Annotated in this window: 12 protein-coding genes; 11 read left to right on the forward strand and 1 reads right to left on the reverse strand. The window is 67.2% G+C overall.

Annotated features, from left to right (window positions below; all coding sequences use genetic code 11):
- Positions 1-43: 43 nt before the first annotated feature.
- Complete coding sequence (locus SFB74_RS13870; RefSeq protein ID WP_093201587.1) at positions 44-247, forward strand: YdcH family protein; 204 nt, start codon at positions 44-46, stop codon at positions 245-247.
- Entirely contained in the window at positions 244-2322 is a 2079-nt protein-coding gene (locus SFB74_RS13875) for an ATP-dependent DNA helicase (RefSeq protein WP_432731372.1), read from the forward strand. Before SFB74_RS13870 ends, SFB74_RS13875 begins: the two co-directional genes overlap by 4 nt.
- A 54-nt stretch (positions 2323-2376) precedes the next feature.
- On the opposite strand, the gene SFB74_RS13880 is transcribed toward SFB74_RS13875, so the two are convergent.
- The gene (locus tag SFB74_RS13880) at positions 2377-3186 is read right to left on the reverse strand and encodes an outer membrane protein assembly factor BamD (RefSeq protein WP_432731373.1); all 810 of its coding nucleotides are present in this window, start codon (positions 3184-3186) and stop codon (positions 2377-2379) included.
- 50 nt (positions 3187-3236) lie between these two features.
- On the opposite strand from SFB74_RS13880, the gene SFB74_RS13885 reads away from it, so the two are divergent.
- From SFB74_RS13885 to hisS, 9 genes are all read left to right on the forward strand, one after another.
- On the forward strand, positions 3237-4235 hold the full coding sequence (locus SFB74_RS13885) for an RluA family pseudouridine synthase (RefSeq protein WP_432731374.1): 999 nt from the start codon (positions 3237-3239) through the stop codon (positions 4233-4235).
- Between the two features lie 129 nt (positions 4236-4364).
- Positions 4365-5327: an SMC-Scp complex subunit ScpB gene (gene scpB, locus SFB74_RS13890; protein WP_432731375.1), complete on the forward strand. Its 963-nt coding sequence runs from the start codon at positions 4365-4367 to the stop codon at positions 5325-5327.
- Positions 5324-7138: a pseudouridine synthase gene (locus SFB74_RS13895; protein ID WP_432731376.1), complete on the forward strand. Its 1815-nt coding sequence runs from the start codon at positions 5324-5326 to the stop codon at positions 7136-7138. The genes scpB and SFB74_RS13895 overlap by 4 nt, the downstream gene beginning before the upstream one ends.
- A gap of 153 nt (positions 7139-7291) precedes the next feature.
- Complete coding sequence (gene ndk, locus SFB74_RS13900; RefSeq protein WP_019653122.1) at positions 7292-7717, forward strand: nucleoside-diphosphate kinase; 426 nt, start codon at positions 7292-7294, stop codon at positions 7715-7717.
- 21 nt (positions 7718-7738) lie between these two features.
- The gene (rlmN, locus tag SFB74_RS13905) at positions 7739-8890 is read left to right on the forward strand and encodes a 23S rRNA (adenine(2503)-C(2))-methyltransferase RlmN (protein ID WP_432731377.1); all 1152 of its coding nucleotides are present in this window, start codon (positions 7739-7741) and stop codon (positions 8888-8890) included.
- A 4-nt stretch (positions 8891-8894) separates the two neighbouring features.
- Positions 8895-9752 carry a type IV pilus biogenesis/stability protein PilW gene (pilW, locus tag SFB74_RS13910; protein WP_432731378.1) on the forward strand — a complete coding sequence of 286 codons (858 nt, stop codon included), beginning with the start codon at positions 8895-8897 and terminating at the stop codon, positions 9750-9752.
- On the forward strand, positions 9745-10722 hold the full coding sequence (locus tag SFB74_RS13915) for a helix-turn-helix domain-containing protein (RefSeq protein WP_432731379.1): 978 nt from the start codon (positions 9745-9747) through the stop codon (positions 10720-10722). Before pilW ends, SFB74_RS13915 begins: the two co-directional genes overlap by 8 nt.
- Positions 10719-12002 carry a flavodoxin-dependent (E)-4-hydroxy-3-methylbut-2-enyl-diphosphate synthase gene (ispG, locus tag SFB74_RS13920; RefSeq protein ID WP_432731380.1) on the forward strand — a complete coding sequence of 428 codons (1284 nt, stop codon included), beginning with the start codon at positions 10719-10721 and terminating at the stop codon, positions 12000-12002. The genes SFB74_RS13915 and ispG overlap by 4 nt, the downstream gene beginning before the upstream one ends.
- Positions 12003-12017: 15 nt before the next feature.
- Positions 12018-13328, forward strand: coding sequence for a histidine--tRNA ligase (gene hisS / locus SFB74_RS13925; RefSeq protein WP_432731381.1), 1311 nt, complete (start codon positions 12018-12020; stop codon positions 13326-13328).
- The last annotated feature ends 5 nt before the right edge of the window (positions 13329-13333 follow it).

A 13333-nucleotide genomic window follows, 5' to 3' on the forward strand; every position in this document is an offset into this window, starting at 1 on the left:
GAATGAACAAGCGACACGAAAACCGCGCGTGCGCTCCCCACCGTTGGACTCCAATCTTCACTCCCTTTCCCGCCAGCTGATCGAACTGCGCATCGAGCACGCAGACCTCGATGCCACCATCGACCGATTGGCCGAAGGCTCGCCGCAGGACGAGCTGCTGCTGCGGCGCCTGAAGAAGCGCCGCCTCGCGCTGCGCGACCAGATCGCCCGCCTGGAAAACATCCTCGATCCGAAAGAGCCGGCGTGACGGGTGCGCTCGAAGACAAGGTGCGCGACGCCTTCGCGCAGGACGGCGGCCTTTCGCGCGCCGCGGAGCAGTTCCGCGAGCGCTCGGGCCAGACCGAGATGGCGATGGCCGTGGCCCGCACCATCGACAACGGCGGCGTGCTGGTGGTCGAGGCCGGCACCGGCGTGGGCAAGACCTTCTCGTACCTCGTGCCGGCGCTGCTCAGCGGCGAGCGCGTGCTGCTTTCCACTGCCACCAAGACGCTGCAGGACCAGCTCTTCGGCCGCGACCTCCCACGCCTCGTCGAGGCCTTCGGCCTGCCGGTGCGCACGGCGCTCCTCAAGGGGCGCGCCAGCTACCTGTGCCTGCACCGGCTCGACATGGCGCGCCACGACGCCTCCCTGCCGGAGCGCGGTAGCCTGCGCACGCTCGCCAAGATCGAGCAATGGTCGAAGGCCACGCGCACCGGCGACCTGGCCGAGCTGCCGGGGCTGGACGAGCGTTCCCCGCTCATTCCGCTGATCACTTCCACGCGCGAGAACTGCCTGGGCGCCCAATGCCCGCAGTTCAAGCCCTGCCACGTCAACCTGGCGCGGCGCGAGGCGCTGGCGGCGGACATCGTCGTCATCAACCACCATCTTTTCTTCGCCGATCTCGCGGTGCGCGAGACCGGCATGGCCGAGCTGCTCCCGACTGTGAGCGTGGTGGTGTTCGACGAAGCCCATCAGCTCAACGAGACCGGGGTGCAGTTCCTCGGCGCGCAGCTCGGCAGCGGGCAGGCGCTCGATTTCGCGCGCGACATGTTGGCCGCGGGCCTGCAGCACGCGCGTGGGCTTGTCGACTGGCAGCAACTGGTGTCCGCGACCGAGCGGGCCGCGCGCGAGCTGCGGCTGGTGGTCGGCAAGCAATGGCCCGGTGCCAAGCTGCGCTGGCTGGGAGCCTCGCCCGAGGGCATCGATCCGACCGCATGGCAGGGTGCGCTCGATGAACTGCTGCATGCATTCCAGGCCGCGGCGGAAGGGCTGGACACCGTCAGCGAAATCTCGCCCGACTTCGTGCGGCTTCACGAGCGGGCTCGGCAGCTTGCCAAGCGCACGGCGCGCTTCGCCTTGCCGTGCGAAGTCGATTCCGTGCGCTGGGTCGACGTAGGTACGCAGCTGCGGCTCATCGAGTCGCCGCTGGACATCGCCGACGCGATGCGCAAGCGGGTGCTCAAGATCGCCGACGAAGCTGACGAGGCCGGGGTCGACGACGAGGACAGTCTCGATGCCTACGGCGAACAGCCGGCGCGCTCAGGCGCCGCGCAGGAAGAGGGCGGCCGCGCCTGGGTCTTCACCTCGGCCACGCTGGGCGACGAGCCCACGCTGCGCTGGTTCACCGAGCCTTGTGGCCTTCAGGATGCCGAAGTGCTGCGCGTGCAGAGTCCCTTCGACTACGCCTCCCAGGCCGCGCTCTATGTGCCGCGCGCCTTTCCCAAGCCCAACGATCCCTCGCACAGCCAGCGCGTTGCGCAGCTGGCGGCGCGCGGCGCGGCGGAGCTGGGGGGGCGCACGCTGGTGCTGACGACCACGCTGCGCGCACTGCGCACCATCGGCGATGAGATCAGGCAGCGCTTCGAGCTGCTCGACGGGCAGATGCGCCCGGAAGTGCTCGTGCAGGGCGAGCTGCCCAAGCGCGTGCTGATGGACCGCTTCCGCGAAGGCGCGAGCGCCGGGCGCGCAGGCTGCGTGCTGGTGGCATCGGCCTCGTTCTGGGAAGGGTTCGACGCGCCGGGAGACGTGCTGCAGCTGGTGGTGATCGACAAGCTGCCGTTTCCGCCGCCCAACGATCCGCTGGTCGAGGCGCGTTCGCAGCGCCTGGAGTCGCAAGGGCGGAGTTCGTTTGCCGACTATTCGCTGCCGGAGGCGGCAGTGGCCCTCAAGCAGGGGGCGGGGCGGTTGATTCGCCGGGAGACCGACAGCGGCGTGCTGGCGATCTGCGATACGCGGCTGGTGGCGATGGGCTACGGTCGCCGGCTGCTGGCGGCCTTGCCGCCGATGCGAAGACTCGAAAACGAAGCCGATTTCGACGCCGCGCTGGAGATGCTCAAGAACTGATCGGGAAACCCCGGCAGGGCACTTGCTGCCCCGCCGGTCTGGTGTCGTGCGGTCTTACCAGACCTTCCACCAGGGGTCTTCCTTGCTCTTGAAGCCGTTCGCGAGGTAGGTGCTCTGCGGATAGTTGGTGGTCAGCACGCGCTGCGCATCGTCGCGCAGGTCCTTCATGCCGAGGGCGTCGTACGACTTGACCATGATGTACAGGGCTTCTTCGAGCGCCGGCACTTCGCGGTAGTCGGCCAGCGCGACCTGGGCCCGGTTGATGGCCGCCAGGTAGGCGCCGCGCGTGTAGTAGTAGCGCGCCACGTGAACTTCGTACTGCGCGAGCGAGTTCACGATGTAGTTCATGCGCTGGCGCGCGTCGGGGGCATAGCGGGATTCGGGGAAGCGCGTGGCGAGCTCCTTGAACGCCTCGAACGACTCCTTGGCGGCCTTCTGGTCGCGCTCCGACAGGTCCTGGCGCGTCAGGAACGCGAACATGCCGAGGTCGTCGTTGAAGTTGATCACGCCCTTGAGGTACAGCGCGTAATCGAGTGCCGGGCTCGCCGGGTGCAGCTTCATGAAGCGGTCGACGGTGGCGATGGCGGCCGCCTTTTCACCCGACTTGTACTGGGCGTAGGCCTTTTCCAGCTGTGCCTGCTGTGCCAGCGGGGTGCCGGCTGCGCGGCCTTCGAGCTTCTCGTAGAGCGGAATAGCCTTGTCGTAGGCGCCCGATCCGGCCTCGTCCTTGGCCTCGGAGTAGATGCGGTTGGGGCTCCAGGTGGCGGTCTTGTCGGCGGAGGGAGTCGACGAGCAGCCTGCTGCCAGCAGAGCCGCCGCGCTGAGCGCGATCCAGGCGGGGACCGATAATTTGGCGCGAAACATCACATACGGCTTTCGTGAAACAGTTGCCCTCAATTATATCGACCGACCCTTTGGGCAATATCCCCGACAGCGCGGAGGTGGCCGAGCACGAAGAGGGCGCGGACCCGGTCGAGCCCAGCGAGCAGCGGCCCTTCGTCATCGACCCCGCCCAGCACGGCCAGCGGCTCGATCGCGCGCTGGCCGCGCTGGTGCCCGAGTTTTCCCGCAGCTACCTGCAGCAGCTGATCGAGGCCGGCGTCGTCGAGCTGCAGGGGCGCACGGTCACCAAGGCCTCGGCCCACGTCAAGGCGGGGCAGGCCGGCCGCATCGAGCTGCGGCCCACGCCCCAGAGCCAGGCCTTCCGGCCCGAGGCGATGGACATCGTCACCGTGTACGAGGACGAGCACCTGCGCATCGTCGACAAGCCCGCCGGCCTGGTGGTGCACCCGGCGCCGGGCCACTGGAGCGGCACGCTCCTGAACGGCCTGCTGGCGCTCGACCCCAAGGCCGTGCTGCTGCCGCGGGCGGGCATCGTGCACCGGCTCGACCGGGACACCAGCGGCCTGATGGTGGTGGCGCGCACCCGGGCCGCCATGGACGCGATGGTGGCGCTGATCGCCGCGCGCGAGGTCAAGCGGCAATACCTGGCCATCGGCCACAGGCATTGGGAAGGGGCGTCGGCGCGCCATGTCGACGCACCCATCGGGCGGGATCCGCGCAACCGGCTGCGCATGGCGGTGGTCGATCTCGAGCGGAATGCCGGCAAGACGGCGCGCACGCTGATCGAGCGGCTCGACAGCAACGCCGAAGGCTGCGCCGTGCGCTGCACGCTCGAAACCGGGCGGACCCACCAGATCCGCGTGCACATGGCATCCATCGGGCATCCGCTGGTGGGCGACGCGCTCTACGGCGGCGCGCCGGCCGCAGGGCTGTCGCGCCAGGCGTTGCATGCATTCAGGCTGGCCTTCGTGCATCCCGTCACGCAAGCGTCGCTGGAGTTCCGCTCGGCGTTGCCGGCCGACCTCGTCCAGGCTTTGCAGGCCTGGGGGCTGGATTACAATCGCGCCTGACGGCCCGAGGGCCGCGCCGGTCGCCCGAGACCGGCCTTGCGTTGCATCTGCCCGCGTGCCTGCAGCGCCTACTCCTTTCATCCTTCTGAACAAGCGCCCCCAGGCGCCTTTTCCCGGATAACGCGAACCATGAATACGGCGGATGCCAAGCGCATTCTCGAAACCGCCTTGATCTGTTCGAGCCAGCCGTTGCCGGTGCGCGATATGCGCGTGCTGTTCGACGACGAGCTGGGCGCGGACACCATCAAGGCGCTGCTGCTCGAACTGCAGGAAGACTGGGCACAACGTGGCCTGGAGCTGGTGAGCGTCGGCAGCGGCTGGCGCTTCCAGAGCCGGCCCGAAATGCGCGACCACCTCGATCGTCTGCACCCCGAAAAGCCGCCGCGCTACACGCGCGCTGCGCTCGAGACGCTGGCCATCATTGCCTACCGTCAGCCGGCCACGCGCGGCGACATGGAAGACATCCGCGGCGTGACGATCAACTCGCTGATCCTCAAGCAGCTGGAGGACCGCGGCTGGGTCGAGGTCATCGGCCACCGCGAGACGGTCGGCCGTCCGGCGCTCTATGCGACCACGCGCCAGTTCCTCGACGACCTGGGCCTCGCCTCGCTCGACCAGCTGCCGCTGATCGAGACGCCTGCCCAGCAGGCGGCCCTGGTCGATGCGCTCGAACAGGCGTCGGGCGAGCAGCAGGGGCTGCCGATCGACGCGGCTCCGGAGGCGGAAGCCCCCGTCGAGGGCGATGCTGATGCGTCCGGCGCGGCGGAGCTGGCGCTGTCCAGCGCGGCCGACGCACCGGGGCCGGACGCCGGGATTGCTGCTGTGCAACAAGGCGAAGAAGCCGAGGCTGAAGCGGCTGAGGAGCAGGAAGCTTCGGCGCAGGAGCCCGCCGTCGTCGAAATCGCGCCTGAAATCGCTGACGCGGCCGAAGCAGCCGAAGCGATCGAGGCCGCCCAGGCGCAATTTGCCGAGAACGAAGCAGGCGCCGAATCCGCCCCTGCCGAGCCAGAACAAGAACCCGCGTCAGAGCCCGATGCCCCGTCTGAGGACGAGGCCGACCCTCACGCTCCCTCTCCCGGAAAAACCTCATGAGCACAACCGACACCGAAGACGCAGCAATGCTGCCGGTCGAGCCCGAAGTCAAGAAGAAGAAAAGGGCGACCCCGGCCAAGAAGGCTGCGGCCGAAGCTGCTGAAGCGGTAGCGGCGCCGGAGCCCGAGGCGCCGAAGAAGCCGCGTGCGCCCCGCAAGAAGAAGGTGGTCGAGCCGGCTGCCGCTGTCGAAGGCGAATCGGTGGCCGCGCCTGTTGCACAAGTGCCCGAGACAGTGGTCGAGGCAGTGGTCAAGCCGGAAGCTGTTGCTTCCCCTGTCGCCGAGGACGTTCCCGTTGCTGCCGCAGAGGTGGCGCGCGCTCCTGAGCCTGTCCAGGCGCGCCAGCCGGAACAGGCCGAACGCATCGACGATCAAGAGGATGAAGGTCAGGACGAAGACGAGGACGACGAAGAGCCCGACGAGGAAGAGGACGACCTCGACCGCGCCCGCCGCGCCGCCGAGCGCGAGCAGCGCAACGCTCCGCCGCCCGAGCCGATCCGCTTCGCGGACGTCATCTCCGGCCAGTTCGATGCCGACGAGGAAAGCCCCGAAGTCCCGCCGCTCAAGCGCGTGCTGCTGCCGGAGGCCGATTCGCCCAAGCTGCACAAGGTGCTGGCGCAGGCCGGCCTCGGTTCGCGGCTCGAAATGGAGCAGCTGATCCTCCAGGGCCGTATTTCCGTCAACAACGAGCCGGCCCACATCGGCCAGCGCATCCAGTACGGCGACCAGGTCAAGATCAACGGCAAGCCGATCCGCTACCGCATCGCGCCTCCGCCGCCTCGCGTGATCGCGTATCACAAGCCGGTGGGCGAGGTGGTCACGCACGACGACCCGCAGAACCGGCCGACCGTGTTCCGCAAGCTGCCGCGCCTGCAGCAGGGCAAGTGGCAGTCGGTGGGTCGCCTCGACCTGAACACCGAGGGGCTGCTGCTGTTCAGCAGCTCCGGCGATCTGGCCAATCAGCTCATGCATCCGCGCTTCGGCCTGGAGCGCGAGTACGCCGTGCGCGTGCTGGGCGCGCTCACCAGCGAAGAAAAGCAGAAGCTGCTCGACGGCGTGCGCCTTGACGACGGCATGGCTCAGTTCGGCGCCATCGAGGACGGCGGCGGCGAAGGCTCCAACTGCTGGTACCGCGTGACCATTTCCGAAGGCCGCAACCGCGAGGTGCGCCGCCTGTTCGAGTCGGTGGGCCATGCGGTCAGCCGGCTGATCCGCATCCGCTATGGCGCCATGGTGCTTCCGCGCGGCCTGAAGCGCGGTGCCTGGATGGAGCTCGACGAGCGCGACATCCGTGCGCTGTTCCAGGCTTCGGGTGGCGTGGCTGCCCGGCCGGGCCAGCAGCAGCGCGGCCCGGGGCAGGAAGGTGGCGGCGGAAATGGTCGTGGCGGTCGCAACAAGAAGCGCCGCGGCAACCGCAATGGCGGCGGTGGCGGCCAGCAGCAGCCGCGCGACATGCGCGATGCACGCGACGACGGCGGGCGCGAGGCTCCGATCCCGAATCCGCTGGGCGACGGCCGTCCGGCTCGTGGCGAGCGGGGAGGGCGCGCCAACCGCGGGGGCAGCAACGGCGGTGGCCAAGCCCAGGGGCAGGGACGTCGCGGCAACGGCAGCGGCAATCGCCAGGGCGGAGATCGCCAGCAGGGCGGCGGCAACCAGCCCGATCCGATGAAGACCTCGCTGGGCTACATCGGCGCCGACAGCTTCTCGCGCCAGCGCAAGGAGCAGCGCGGGGGAGGCCAGCGCCGCGGTGGTGGCGGAGGCGGCGGTGGCGGCTTCGGCAACCAGGGCGGCGGACGTCGCCGCGGGCGCTGAAAGTCTGCCGTCGCAGCGCGGCCTTTCGCGGGGTTTTCACCAATCCGCAAGGCCGCGCCGGTTAAAATCAGAGGCTTTGTCGATGCGTGACGAAACAAATTCGTTGCAGTTGTGACAAAACACTTCAAAATCAAAGCTCCAGGAAGCATTTCAATGGCTATCGAACGTACCCTTTCCATCATCAAGCCCGACGCAGTTGCCAAGAACGTCATCGGCAAGATCGTTTCCCGTTTTGAAGCCGCCGGCCTCAAGATCGTCGCCGCCAAGCTGGTGCACCTGTCGCGCAACGAAGCCGAGCAGTTCTACGCCGTGCACAAGGAGCGTCCCTTCTTCAAGGACCTCGTCGAGTTCATGATCTCGGGCCCCGTGTTCGTGCAAGTGCTCGAAGGCGAAAACGCCATCGCCAAGAACCGTGACCTGATGGGCGCCACGGACCCCAAGAAGGCAGCCGCCGGTACCATCCGCGCCGACTTCGCCGACAGCATCGACGCCAACGCCGTTCACGGTTCGGACGCTCCCGAGACCGCCGCGAACGAAGTCGCTTTCTTCTTCGCCGGCCTCAACGTCTACGCACGCTGAAACCGGATCTCGCCCGATTCCATGACCACGGCCAATCTGCTCGATTTCGATCTCGAGGGGTTGGCTGCGTTCTGCGAAAAACTCGGCGAGAAGAAATTCCGCGCCACGCAGCTATTCCGCTGGATCCACCAGCGTGGCGCCAGCGACTTCACCCAGATGACCGATCTGGCGAAGTCGCTGCGCGAGAAGCTCGCGACCACCGCTCGCGTGGAGGCCCTGCCGGTCATCACGCAGCACGAATCCAGGGACGGCACGATCAAGTGGCTGTTCGACGTCGGTGACGGCAATGCCGTCGAAGCCGTATTCATTCCCGAGGACGACCGCGGCACTCTTTGCGTGTCGTCCCAGGCCGGCTGTGCGGTCGGCTGCCGCTTTTGCTCGACGGGGCATCAGGGCTTCAGCCGCAACCTGAGCACGGGCGAAATCGTCGCCCAGCTCTGGTTTGCCGAACATTTCCTGCGCAAGCACCTCAAGCGCGACGAACGCGTCATCTCCAACGTGGTGATGATGGGCATGGGCGAGCCTCTGCAGAACTACTCTGCGCTCGTGCCCGCGCTGCGCACCATGCTCGACGACAACGCCTACGGCCTGTCGCGCCGCCGCGTGACGGTGTCGACCTCCGGCGTGGTGCCGATGATCGACCGCCTCGGCGCCGATTGCGCCGTGGCCCTGGCGGTTTCGCTGCACGCGCCCAACGACCCGTTGCGCGACGACCTCGTGCCGCTCAATCGCAAGTACCCGATCGACGAACTCATCGAGGCCTGCAAGCGCTATCTGGCGCATGCGCCGCGCGACTTCATCACCTTCGAATACTGCATGCTCGATGGCGTGAACGACCAGCCCGAGCATGCGCGGCAGCTCGTCGAGCTGGTCCGCAAGCACGGCATCTCGTGCAAGTTCAACCTGATTCCGTTCAACCCGTTTCCGGCTTCGGGCCTGCTGCGCTCACCGCAGCCGCGCGTGCTGGCGTTTGCAAGGGCGCTGAGCGAGGCAGGGCTCGTTACGACCGTGCGCAAGACGCGCGGCGACGACATCGATGCCGCCTGCGGCCAACTCGCCGGCGATGTCAAGGACCGCACCCGCGCGGCCGAGCGCATGGCTCAGCGCCGCGCGGCGGAGCAGCGCCCCATTGTTTTGCATCCGGTCCGAAAGACCGTCCCCCAGGAGCATTGAACCGATGAGCATGGCCATTTCGATGACGACCGCGAAAGTGCAGCGCATGCTGACTGTGGGTTTCGCGGGCGTCGCCGTGTCGTTGCTGCTTGGAGGCTGCGTGAACACGCGCACCACCACCACCAGCCTGGCCGACAACAGCAACTCGTCCAAGGGCACCGAAATCGTCACCGAGTCCGACGAGTCCAGCCGCCAGCGCCGCGCGCGCCTGCGCATGGAGCTGGCCGCCGGCTACTTCGAGCACGGCCAGACCACCGTAGCGCTCGACGAAATCAAGCAGGCGCTGGCCGCCGACCCCAACAATGCCGACGCCTACAACCTGCGCGGCCTGGTCTACATGCGGCTCGACGATGCCGGCCTGGCCGAGGACAGCTTCCGCCGCGCCATCGCGATCAATCCGCGCGACCCCAACACACGCCACAACTACGGCTGGCTGCTGTGCCAGCAGAACCGCTACGGCGACGCGGCCGCGCAATTCAACGAAGCCCTGGCCGTGCCGACCTACACCGACCGCGCCAAGACACTCATGACGCAGGGCGTCTGCGAGCTCAAGGCGGGCCAGCGCGACAAGGCCGAGCGCAGCCTGATGCAGGCCTACGAGATCGACGCCAGCAACCCGGTGGTCGGCTTCAACCTGGCTTCGGTGCTGGCTCAGCGCGAGGAGTGGTCGCGCGCGCAGTTCTACATCCGCCGCGTCAACAACAGCGCCGCAGCCAGCGCCGAGACGCTGTGGCTCGGCATCAAGATCGAACGTAAGCTGAACAACCGCGAGGCAGTCGCGCAGTTGGGAGGCCAACTGCAACGACGCTTCCCCCAGTCGCGGGAGGCAACAGCGTACGAGCGCGGGAATTTCAATGACTGATCGGGTTTCGGAGTTCGGCACTTCCGCAGCGTTGCCACTGGAAGCTGGCGATATCGCGAACAAGACGGCCGGTGACCTGCTGCGCGAGGCGCGCGAGGCCCACGGCCTGCACATCGAGATGGTGGCGGCCGCGCTGAAGGTGCCGCCGCAGAAGCTCATGGCGCTCGAAGCGGACGACATCGCCTCGCTGCCCGATCCGGTCTTTGCCCGCGCACTGGCGAGCAGCGTCTGCCGCGCCCTGCGTATCGATCCGGCCCCCGTGCTGGCGAAGCTGCCCAGCACCCAGAAGGTGTCGCTGGCCGAGACCGATCGCACCCTCCGCTCGAACATCAACTCTGGCACGCCGCGCTGGAGCGGCAACGGTCGCTCCAGCGGGCTGCCTTCGCGGCCGCTGCTGATCGTCGTGCTGCTGCTGCTGATCGGCGCCGGTGCGCTGTTCTGGCTGCCTCAGTCGGTGTTCGACCAGCTCAGTGCTTCCGTGTCGCGCCTGACGGCGCGTGGCGATGCCGGCACGGATTCCGCGTCCGCAAACGGATCGGCCTCGGCGGGTGGTTCCGTGGCCGAGACGGTGCCTACGCAAGCCGTGGCGCCGACCGGCCCGGCTGCCGGCGAGACCCCGGCGGCAACTCCTGCTCCCGGCACGCTCGCCACCACCGCCGCCGCACCGGTTGGCGCAACAACTCCCGCTGCCGCGCCCGCCGCCACGCCCGTGGCTGCTGCATCGAGCAGCCAGCAGCTCGTCTTCGTGGCTCGCGAGGAATGCTGGATCACCGTGACCGAAGCCGGCGGCAAGCAACTGCTGCGCCGCAGCCTGCAGGCCGGCGAAACGGTGGGGCTCTCGGGCACGCTGCCGCTGTCCGTCGTCGTCGGCCGTGCTACGAGCGTCGACGTGCAGGTGCGTGGCCAGCCCTTCGATCTGAAGCCCTTCACCAAGGGCGGTGGCGTGGCGCGTTTCGAGGTGAAGTCATGACCTCCGGCAACTGCACTCCCGTTCCCATCGAGGCCGCTGCTCCCAAGCCGCGCCGTTCGCGCCAGGCCAGCGTGGTCTGGGGCCCGCGCGTGGTCACGGTGGGGGGGGACGCCCCGGTGCGCGTGCAATCCATGACCAACACCGACACCGTCGATGCCATCGGCACGGCGATCCAGGTGAAGGAGCTGGCCCTGGCCGGTTCCGAGATGGTCCGCATCACGGTCAACACGCCCGAGGCTGCCGCGCAGGTGCCCTACATCCGCGAGCAGCTCGACCGCATGGGCATCGACGTGCCGCTGGTCGGCGACTTCCACTACAACGGCCACCGCCTGCTGACCGACTATCCGGCCTGCGCCGAGGCGCTGAGCAAGTACCGCATCAACCCCGGCAACGTGGGCAAGGGCGACAAGAAGGACAAGCAGTTCGGCCAGATGATCGACGCGGCCATGCGCTGGAACAAGCCCGTGCGCATCGGGGTCAATTGGGGCAGCCTCGACCAGGAACTGCTCGCCAGCCTGATGGACACCAACAGCCAGCGTGCCGAGCCCTGGGACGCCAAGCAGGTGATGTACGAGGCGCTGATCACCTCGGCCATCGAGTCCGCGAAGCTGGCCGAGTCGATGGGCATGAACGGCAACCAGATCATCCTGTCGTGCAAGGTGAGCGGCGTGCAGGACCTGATCTCGGTCTACCGCGAACTGGCCCGCCGCTGCGACTATCCGTTGCACCTGGGCCTTACCGAAGCCGGCATGGGCACCAAGGGCACCGTGGCATCGGCCGCAGCGCTGTCGATCCTGCTGCAGGAAGGCATCGGCGACACGATTCGCGTGTCGCTCACACCGCAGCCGGGCGAGTCGCGCACGCAGGAAGTGGTGATCGCCTCCGAGATCCTGCAGGCGCTGGGCCTGCGCGTGTTCGTGCCGAGCGTCACCGCCTGCCCGGGTTGCGGCCGCACCACCAGCACCACCTTCCAGGAGCTGGCCAAGCAGATCGACGACTACCTGCGCATGCAGATGCCGGTCTGGCGCAAGAAGTACCCGGGCGTGGAAACGCTGAAGGTGGCCGTCATGGGTTGCATCGTCAACGGCCCCGGCGAGAGCAAGCACGCCGACATCGGCATCAGCCTGCCCGGCAACGGCGAGGCGCCCGCGGCGCCCGTCTTCATCGACGGCGAAAAGGCGCTCACGCTGCGCGGCGACAATATCGCCAACGAGTTCCACCAGCTCGTCGAAAACTACATCGAAAAGCGCTTCGGCGGCGAACACGCTGTCGCGGCCTGACATCTCCGCAGACTCATGGCTGAAAAACTGAATGCCGTCAAAGGCATGAACGACATATTGCCGCCCGAATCGGCGCGCTGGGAGTGGCTCGAGGCCACCGTGCGCGACCTGATGGGGCGTTATGCGTACCGCAACGTCCGCACGCCGATCCTCGAGCGCACGGCGCTCTTTGTGCGCGGCATCGGCGAGGTGACCGACATCGTCGAGAAGGAGATGTACTCCTTCGAGGATCGTGCGGACAAGAACGGCAAGTTCGAGCATCTGACCATGCGCCCCGAAAACACCGCGGGGCTGGTGCGCGCGGTGATCGAGCACAACATGCTGTACGAAGGCCCCAAGCGGCTTTGGTACACCGGTCCCATGTTCCGTCGTGAGAATGTGCAGCGCGGACGGTTCCGGCAGTTTCACCAGATCGGAGCTGAAGCGCTGGGCTTTGCAGGCCCCGATGTGGACGCCGAGTTGATACTGCTGGCCAATGCCTTGTGGAAAGCCATCGGCCTGGCCGATGTCCGTCTCGAGCTCAACAGCCTGGGCCAGCCGACCGAGCGTGCGCAGCACCGCGCCCAGCTCATCGCCCACTTCGAGCAGCATGCCGACAAGCTCGACGAGGACGGCAAGCGTCGCCTGCACAGCAATCCGCTGCGCATTCTCGACACGAAGAATCCGGCGATGAAAGAGGTGGTCGAGTCGGCGCCGAAGCTGATCGATTTCCTTGGTGCGGAATCTCTGGCTCACTTCGAGGGGTTGCAAGCCATCCTCAAGGCCAATGACATTGCATTCACGATCAATCCTCGATTGGTGCGTGGGCTCGACTACTACAACCTGACGGTTTTCGAGTTCGTGACCGACCGGCTTGGTTCGCAGGGCACGGTGTGTGCCGGTGGCCGTTACGACGATCTGATCACGCAAATTGGCGGTAAGCCGGCGCCGGCCGTAGGCTGGGCGATGGGGGTTGAGCGCGTGCTCGATCTCCTGAAAGAGCAGGGGGCAAGTGTTTCCTTGCCCGCTCTGGATGCATATGCCGTAGTGCCTGACGCCGCATCGATGCCCTTGGTCTTGCGTACTTTGCAGGAGTTACGCGAGCTGGGTATCAGCGTGCAGATGCATGCAAATACGGCTGCAGGTCTGAGCAGTGAAAAGGCGCAAATGAAAAAGGCTGAGGCGAGTGGTGCAACCTATGCCCTCGTTTTTGGCTCTGCTGAGTTGAGGGGCGGTGAAGTGACTATCAAGCCACTACGCCAACTCGGAGGCAAATGGTCTCGAGTTCCGGCTTACATGATTAACGATTTGGCCGCCACCCTACAATCGCCGGCTCCCAATACCTGACACGC

The sequence above is a fragment of the Variovorax xiamenensis genome, from assembly GCF_050916385.1.
In the GTDB taxonomy this organism is placed as follows: domain Bacteria; phylum Pseudomonadota; class Gammaproteobacteria; order Burkholderiales; family Burkholderiaceae_C; genus Variovorax.